This window comes from Phormidium pseudopriestleyi FRX01, assembly GCF_017313335.1.
GTDB classification, from domain to species: domain Bacteria; phylum Cyanobacteriota; class Cyanobacteriia; order Cyanobacteriales; family Laspinemataceae; genus Laspinema; species Laspinema pseudopriestleyi.
Window position 1 is genome coordinate 1 of the sequence record NZ_JAFLQW010000611.1, and the last position, 7646, is coordinate 7646.

The following is a 7646-nucleotide window of genomic DNA, read 5'->3' on the forward strand; positions in this document are numbered from 1 at the left end:
AAAAGGAGGGCAGGCAATAGCCCACCCCCCTTTTATTTTACGGTGCGTTAATCAATCGTAACGCTACCCATTCAAACCTTAGTAGTCGAAGTCACCGCCGCCCATTCCGGCACCTGCGGAAGCGCCTTCTTTGGATTCGGGTTTGTCAACCACAATGCACTCGGTGGTTAACACCATGCCAGCGATAGAAGCTGCGTTTTGCAGAGCAGAACGAGTCACTTTGGCAGGGTCAACAATACCGGCTTCAAACATATCCACAAATTCATTCGTGGCAGCGTTGTAACCGACGTTGAACTCTTTCTCTTTGACACGCTCGGCAATAACAGCACCGTTTTGTCCGGCATTTTCAGCAATCCGCTTCAGGGGAGCTGCGATCGCACGCGCCACAATCAAAGCACCCGTAAGCGCTTCACCTGTTAAGGTGGCATGGGCCCATTCTTCTAAAACTGGGGTGAGGTGAGCCAAGGTGGTACCACCGCCAGGAACGATACCTTCTTCAACAGCCGCTTTGGTGGCGTTGATGGCATCTTCTAAGCGCAGTTTGCGGTCCTTCATTTCGGTTTCGGTTGCGGCACCGACTTTGATGACGGCAACACCACCGGCGAGTTTAGCTAACCGTTCTTGCAGCTTCTCTTGGTCGTAGGAAGAATCGGTTTCTTCCATCTGACGACGGATTTGCTCACAGCGGCTCTTGACGGCTGTCTCGTTGCCTTCGGCGACGATGGTGGTGCTGTCTTTGGTGATGGTGATGCGACGGGCTTTACCGAGCATATCCAGCTTGGTATTGTCCAGTTTCAAACCGGCATCTTCGGTGATCAATTGACCGCCGGTGAGCACGGAGATATCTTCGAGCATCGCTTTACGCCGATCGCCAAATCCAGGCGCTTTCACAGCAGCCACATTCAGCACACCCCGCAGGCGGTTCACCACCAAGGTTGCTAAAGCTTCTTTCTCGATATCTTCAGCAATAATCACCAAAGGACGACCGGCACGAGCGACTTGCTCTAACACGGGTACCAAGTCTTGGACGAGGTTGATTTTCTTGTCAGTGATTAAGATGAAAGGCTCGTCAAAGACGGCTTCCATGCGCTCGGTATCGGTGACGAAGTAAGGGGAGATATAACCCTTCTCGAAGCGCATCCCTTCAGTGATTTCCAGTTCGGTTGTCATGGATTTCCCTTCTTCCAAGGAAATCACACCTTCTTTCCCGACTTTATCCATCGCTTCGGCGATCATGTTGCCGACTTCTTCATCGTTACCGGCAGAGATGGTTCCGACTTGGGCGATCGATTTGGAATCTTCCACCTGACGAGCATGAGCCGCAATTTTTTCGACTAAGAATGCAGTCGCTTTGTCAATTCCGCGTTTGAGGACGATCGCATTGGCACCAGCGGCGACGTTGCGGAGTCCTTCTTTGACCATTGCATGGGCCAAAACTGTTGCCGTGGTGGTTCCATCACCGGCGGTATCGTTGGTTTTGGAGGCGGCTTGGCGAATCAGAGCTACCCCGGTATTCTCAACGTGGTCCTCCAGTTCGATTTCTTTGGCAATGGTGACCCCATCATTAACGATCTGAGGTGCGCCGAATTTCTTCTCTAGCACCACGTTACGGCCTTTGGGTCCTAGGGTGACGGCAACCGCTTCTGCCAGGATGTCCATGCCTCGTTCCAGAGCGCGACGAGCGTTTTCGTTGTAGATAATACGTTTAGCCATAGGTGTCCTTTGCAGTTTGTATGAGGTGACTATTTCAGATGAAATTGAAATTAGATGGAAGGGTAAAACTTGTTGAGGGGGTTACCCGTTTTAGCCGACGATCGCCAAGATGTCTTTTTCGGCGAGCAGGACGAACTCATCAGTGCCGAGTTTGATGTCGGTGCCTGCATATTTGGAGTAGAGCACTTTGTCGCCGACTTTGACTTCTAATTCTTGGCGAGAACCATCGTCGTTGCGCTTGCCAGGACCAATTGCTGCAATTTCACCAACCTGGGGCTTTTCTTTGGCGGTGTCGGGAAGCAAAATCCCACCGGCAGTTTTTTCTTCAGAAGCACTGACCTTGACAAACACGCGATCGCCCAAGGGTTTAACGGTAGAAACACTTAAAGAAACAGCAGCCATGTAAAATCCTCCTTATCCATATCTATAGTCGATTCGGGTCAAAGCGCTGGCACTTTACTCTCGAAAGTATTGACTGGCTTGAGTTTTATCTCTTTGTCAGTCTTCCTTTGAGCGATCGGTTTAGCACTCTCGACCCATGAGTGCTAATTTAGCGGAATGTTTGTACTGAACGCAACTATCCGTTCTGTACGGGTTCCCGAACTTTTTGGAGGGGACCTCTGGGTAGGGGTGGGGATGGGAACCACAGATTGCACAGATTTTCACGGAGAAGAGGAGAGGAGAGGATGATGGAGAAAGCAATTCCGGAACAAGTTACTTGTAAACCTGGGGATGAGAGTCCTTTGGATTCCTGTGTGGAGAGTTTGGGATTAAAGCAGATTCAACGGCACGTTTTTATCTGTGCGGATCAGAGTTTGGCTAAGTGTTGCTCGAAAGAGGAGGGTTTGGCGGCTTGGAATTATTTGAAACAACGGCTGAAGGAGTTAAAGCTCGATCGCGTTACTCCGACTCGTCCCGATTGTGTGTTTCGCACGAAAGCTAATTGTTTGCGCGTCTGCTGTGATGGCCCGATTTTGGTGGTGTATCCCGATGGGGTCTGGTATCGTTCTGCTACTCCCCAGGTGATTGAGCGGATCATTCAAGAGCATTTAATTGGGAACCAGGTGGTGCAGGAGTATGCGTTTCTGACTCATCCGTTACCGACTCCTGATGCTGAAGGGTCGGCGTTGGCAGACTGAATGAGTTCATGGTGATTTGCCTTAATAGTAACTCCAGCGACGGTCCCCTCCCCTTGGCAAGGGGAGGGTTAGGGTGGGGTCCACTCCCCCGGGAGAAAAAACTGGATGGGATGGTAACAAGTATCCCGACTCAAGGGTAGAATTGGTTCGAGGGTTTGGGAGGGGGCGATCGCCTCGTTCTATCCCGGTTTTTCTCATCGATTTCCAGGGAGTTAAGCTTACCGTAGGGATGCCTCGGTTGAAAACCCTTTAAACCGTAGGACAATCCGTTATAATCGATAGCGAGCTAAACCTGTATGGCGAGTAATATTTATAAATACATTAGTTTTGTAGAAACCCAACTATCGGATTACTCCTTGGAGTAAAGCGATCGCCCGGGTAGTTTCGAGCCAATCGGTTGAGGGCTGAAAATCAGGGAATGTAGGGAATCAAACTAACGCGATCGCCTACCGATGAATTCTGTCTCTACCACTCCGATGGGGATTACCCACCGGATTTCATTAAATTTCCAGCGTAAGGCTCGAACCATCTACATTGAATCCATTCAAAATTTGGTAGTGAATAACACATGACTGAACCCAGTATAGGCGCTCAAAAGAGACTTCTGCTGATTGACGATGACCCCAACTTAATCCTGTTAGTTAAAGACTATTTGGAATTTCGGGGGTACGAGGTCACCACCGCAGAAAATGGCCGCGAAGCCCTCGAAATTTTAGAAAAAGAAATGCCGGAGATGATTATTTGCGATGTCATGATGCCAGAAATGGATGGCTATGCCTTTGTCGAACAGGTTAGAAAAGACCCCCGCACGAATTGGATTCCGGTACTGTTCCTCTCCGCCAAGGGTCAAAGTCAAGATCGGGTCAAAGGCTTGAATACTGGGGCTGATGTTTATATGGTCAAGCCCTTTGAACCGGAAGAACTGGTTTCTCAGGTAGAAGCCTCCCTCAAGCAATCCGGTAGATTGCTTCAGCATCAACTCAAATTGGGGACGAATGGGCCGAAAATTCAAGTTCCCCTTGATGTGGAACTGACGCCGACGGAAACGAAGGTGGTGCAGTTTGTCGCCCGGGGAATGGCGAATCGGGAAATTGCTGAGGCGATGAAAGTCTCTCAGCGTACCATTGAAAGTCATGTTTCCAATATGCTGGCAAAAACGGGTCTGCACAACCGGACCGAGTTAGCACGGTGGGCCATTGAAAGTCAAATGGCCTAGGGCGTCAGTACAGGAGGGGGAAGATAAACCGGGTTTTTTGACCTGATCTCTACTCAGCAAGCCCGGTGGTTAGGGCTAGAAACCAGGGGTCTTGTCCCCTGGATCGAATATCGAAGCGACAGCCCTAGGGTTCAAATTCTCCACTTTAACTGGCCCGGAGGCATCAGAGGCGACCCCTGTCCTACCCCCATCGATTCTGCCAAAATCAGGGTTCTTTGAGACGGCTAAGGACGAGTGGGGATTTCTGCTCATTCCTGACAATCGAGCCGCCTCTGTTCTTTACCTAGAAGCAGCAACAAGGCGCTTCGTGGGGTTATGGAGAGGCGATCGCCCCCTCCTGTTTGAAATTGGTCAATCCAGAACTCGGTTTTAGCGGTAAAGTGATAAAGACGGATTTGGGCCTCCCCGAATTCATCAAGTTGTTAACGAGATACGAACGCCACTCAATCAGTAACCGGAGGTGATAGGGCCAAACTAGACTCAGCCTATATTTAATTTAATCCCACATCAGAAAAAATATCCATATCGCGATTTTATAACGGGCAATGAAGTCGAATAATGCTATTTTATAACCGGACTTGCAATAGAAAAAACTCTAACCTATTCATAACCCAGCCGATCGCATTCAAACTTCTTTGTTCGACCCGTTTTAACACTCGATTGGTAGAGCAGAAAATACTGCATTACCCAGCTTGGCGTGGGACTCTCCTATCCGAATCACTGCTGAAGATGCAATGGAGTGCCAAAGGTTAGAAACCCCCATAGAAGCATGACAATTACTCAAAAGTCTATGGCTTGCTCGGGGCATCCTGTCTGGTTCGCTGATTCTAGCCAACCGACACTCTGAACTTTTGGCAACCCAATCCAAAGCGGTTTATTTTGATAAAACCGCAGGGATTCACATTTCAAGGTTAATTATTTTCTACTAATATTAGGTCTAAGTTTCTATGGGTTTTTTAATGAACCGTCTGTCTATTTTTGTAGACGGAAACAATATGTTCTACGCTCAACAAAAGAATGGTTGGTTTTTCGATCCCAGAAGGGTGCTAGAATATTTTAACCAAGAGCAGCCTGGGATTATGTTAATTAATGCCTTTTGGTACACCGGACTCAAAGATCCGCAGGACCAACGAGGATTTAGAGATGCACTGATTAGTTTGGGATATACTGTTCGCACGAAAATTCTCAAAGAATATTATGACGATACCTCGGGCCGCTATTCTCAAAAAGCCAATTTAGACATAGAAATTGTCGTCGATATGTTTAATACGGTAGAACAGTACGACCGAGTGGTTCTATTTAGTGGGGATGGAGATTTCGAGCGGGCGATCGAATTATTACGGTCTAAAAATACTCATATAACTGTCGTTTCCACCGAAGGAATGATTGCCCGAGAGTTGAGAAATGCCACCGATCGCTATATTGACTTGAATGATATTCGAAACCACATAGAGAAAATGGATTATTAGAAGTCAGAACTCAGGATAGGCGGTTAGAATTAGAAATACGGTAGTGCAACAAACGCACCCCTAACCGCCCGCTTTCGTTGTCAACGGACAAACATAGCTCAACATGGACTAGGAGGTAAATTCCATGACAAATCAACCCGATCGCATCATTATTTTTGACACGACCCTTCGCGATGGTGAACAATCGCCAGGGGCCAGTCTGAATGGAGAGGAAAAACTGACCATAGCGCGGCAGTTAGCGCGACTGGGTGTGGATGTCATCGAAGCTGGATTTCCCTACGCTAGTCCCGGAGACTTTGAAGCGGTTCAAAAAATCGCCGAATTGGTGGGGGTCGAAGGCGGCCCCACGATTTGCGGTTTAGCGCGGGCGACTCGGGCGGACATTGAGGCCGCAGCAAAGGCCCTCAAACCCGCCGCCAAGGGACGAATTCACACTTTTATCGCTACCTCAGATATTCACCTAGAGTACAAACTCAAAAAGACTCGTCCCCAAGTTGTGGCGATCGCCGAGGAAATGGTTGCCTACGCCAAATCTTTTGTGGATGATGTGGAATTCTCCCCAGAAGATGCGGGACGTTCGGACCCCGAATTTCTCTATGAAGTTTTAACCAAGGCGATCGCCGCTGGTGCCACTACCATTAATATCCCCGATACCGTCGGTTACACCACCCCAGGAGAATTTGGTGCTTTAATTCGCGGCATCACAGAAAATGTCCCCAACATTGATAATGCTGTTATCTCGGTTCATGGTCATAATGACCTCGGTTTGGCCGTTGCTAACTTCTTAGAAGCGGTCAAAAATGGGGCGCGACAACTAGAATGTACCATCAATGGTATTGGTGAACGGGCTGGAAATGCCGCCTTGGAAGAATTAGTCATGGCATTGCACGTCCGTCGTCAGTATTTTAATCCCTTCCTCGGACGTCCGGTGGATTCTCAAGAATCGTTAACGAATATTGACACGCGACAAATCTACAAAACCTCGCGGTTAGTGTCGAATCTCACCGGGATGTTTGTGCAACCCAATAAAGCAATTGTCGGTGCCAATGCTTTCGCCCATGAGTCGGGAATTCACCAAGATGGTGTGCTTAAGCATAAGCTAACTTATGAGATTATGGATGCCCAATCTATTGGGTTGACGGACAATCAAATTGTGTTAGGTAAACTCTCGGGCCGTCATGCTTTTGCCAGTCGCTTGAAAGAGTTAGGATTTGACCTCTCGGATACGGAGTTAAATAATGCTTTTCTCAAGTTTAAGACTGTAGCGGACAAGAAGAAAGAGGTTACGGATTGGGACCTCGAATCGATTGTGAATGCGGAGATTCAGCAACCCCCGGAAATTTTCCGGTTGGAGTTGGTACAGGTATCCTGTGGCGATCGCGCCCGTCCGACAGCAACGGTAACGTTACGCACTCCGACAGGAGAAGAACTCACCGATGCGGCGATCGGGACCGGTCCCGTGGATGCGGTGTATAAGGCAATTAATCGGGTGGTGAATGTGCCGAATCAGTTGATTGAGTTTTCGGTACAATCGGTAACCGCTGGAATTGATGCTTTGGGAGAGGTGACGATTCGGTTACGTCATGGCGATCGCATTTTCTCCGGTCATTCAGCGAATACAGATATCATTGTCGCCTCGGCTCACGCTTATGTCAATGCCCTGAATCGCTTGTATGCCTTTTTGGAGAAGCAGGAGGAAACCACTCCGGAACCAGTAACCGCATCACTTTAACCTGAATTTCAGGAGTGCAAGCATTTTGCTTGCTATTAATTGATAATAAAACAGCCTGCAAAAGCAGGCTGTTTTATTATAAGAAGGAAATAATTTAGGCTGATAAATGTACTGATAGTTTCCTTTCAATTAGTTTTTTCATTTTAGGAACAATGGGAATTTCTGCTTTTTCAACCCGGTTCGTTCCTGTTGACTATCCCAACAATTCATCCAGGGCAATATTAAATCCCTGTAGAACCAATTGCGTGCTAACACTATCGCCCGATTGAAAAGCGATGGTCTGATTTCCTGTCAGGATTAAAATTCGCCGTCCTTCGGGGAAAACTAGCCAGACTTCTTGGCAGTTAAAGTCTAAATATTCTTGAGCTTTTGCTAAC

Annotated in this window: 8 protein-coding genes and 1 pseudogene; 5 read left to right on the forward strand and 4 right to left on the reverse strand. The window is 48.1% G+C overall.

Going from position 1 to position 7646, the window contains the following annotated elements; all coding sequences use genetic code 11:
• Positions 1–78 precede the first annotated feature (78 nt).
• Positions 79–1713 carry a chaperonin GroEL gene (groL, locus tag J0895_RS23345; RefSeq protein ID WP_207090388.1) on the reverse strand — a complete coding sequence of 545 codons (1635 nt, stop codon included), beginning with the start codon at positions 1711–1713 and terminating at the stop codon, positions 79–81.
• 90 nt (positions 1714–1803) lie between these two features.
• Positions 1804–2115 (reverse strand): co-chaperone GroES, encoded by a 312-nt coding sequence (groES, locus tag J0895_RS23350; protein ID WP_015147152.1) that lies wholly within the window; start codon positions 2113–2115, stop codon positions 1804–1806.
• Positions 2116–2402: 287 nt separating this feature from the next.
• Here groES and J0895_RS23355 point away from each other — a divergent pair, with 287 nt between their 5' ends.
• Complete coding sequence (locus tag J0895_RS23355) at positions 2403–2852, forward strand: (2Fe-2S) ferredoxin domain-containing protein (RefSeq protein ID WP_207090395.1); 450 nt, start codon at positions 2403–2405, stop codon at positions 2850–2852.
• 21 nt (positions 2853–2873) lie between these two features.
• Here the strand turns inward: J0895_RS23355 and J0895_RS23360 are convergent, their stop codons facing one another.
• Positions 2874–3050, reverse strand: a complete 177-nt coding sequence (locus J0895_RS23360; protein WP_207090389.1) for a hypothetical protein — start codon at positions 3048–3050, stop codon at positions 2874–2876.
• A gap of 370 nt (positions 3051–3420) precedes the next feature.
• Here J0895_RS23360 and J0895_RS23365 point away from each other — a divergent pair, with 370 nt between their 5' ends.
• The 4 genes from J0895_RS23365 (at position 3421) to J0895_RS23380 (ending at position 7269) form a co-directional block, all read left to right on the forward strand.
• Positions 3421–4068 (forward strand): response regulator transcription factor, encoded by a 648-nt coding sequence (locus tag J0895_RS23365; protein ID WP_207090390.1) that lies wholly within the window; start codon positions 3421–3423, stop codon positions 4066–4068.
• A 91-nt stretch (positions 4069–4159) separates the two neighbouring features.
• Positions 4160–4441, forward strand: coding sequence for a hypothetical protein (locus J0895_RS23370; RefSeq protein ID WP_207090391.1), 282 nt, complete (start codon positions 4160–4162; stop codon positions 4439–4441).
• A 574-nt stretch (positions 4442–5015) separates the two neighbouring features.
• The gene (labA, locus tag J0895_RS23375) at positions 5016–5537 is read left to right on the forward strand and encodes a low amplitude/bright protein LabA (RefSeq protein WP_207090392.1); all 522 of its coding nucleotides are present in this window, start codon (positions 5016–5018) and stop codon (positions 5535–5537) included.
• A gap of 124 nt (positions 5538–5661) precedes the next feature.
• Complete coding sequence (locus tag J0895_RS23380; protein WP_207090393.1) at positions 5662–7269, forward strand: 2-isopropylmalate synthase; 1608 nt, start codon at positions 5662–5664, stop codon at positions 7267–7269.
• 193 nt (positions 7270–7462) lie between these two features.
• Here the strand turns inward: J0895_RS23380 and J0895_RS23385 are convergent.
• A pseudogene (locus J0895_RS23385) lies at positions 7463–7646 on the reverse strand (Uma2 family endonuclease); the annotation flags it as partial.